We start from the raw sequence: 225 nt of genomic DNA on the forward strand, positions 1-225 counted from the left end.
CGGGCTTGTAGCTCAGGTGGTTAGAGCGCTACACTGATAATGTAGAGGTCCGTGGTTCGAGTCCACGCAGGCCCACTAGAATGGGAGCGGGGACGAGGATCGATGGATGCAGCAACGACCAGGTTCTTGTGATTGTGAGATCACGGAAAAAAACTGGGGGATTAGCTCAGCTGGCTAGAGCGCCTGCTTTGCAAGCAGGAGGTCATCGGTTCGACTCCGATATTC

1 tRNA gene is annotated in these 225 nt (G+C 54.7%); it reads left to right on the top strand.

What is annotated here, in order from left to right:
* Position 1: 1 nt before the first annotated feature.
* Positions 2-75, top strand: a tRNA-Ile gene (locus tag KK078_RS30340).
* Positions 76-225 lie beyond the last annotated feature (150 nt).

This window comes from Dawidia soli, assembly GCF_018598185.1.
Taxonomy (GTDB): Bacteria; Bacteroidota; Bacteroidia; order Cytophagales; family Cyclobacteriaceae; genus Ohtaekwangia; species Ohtaekwangia soli.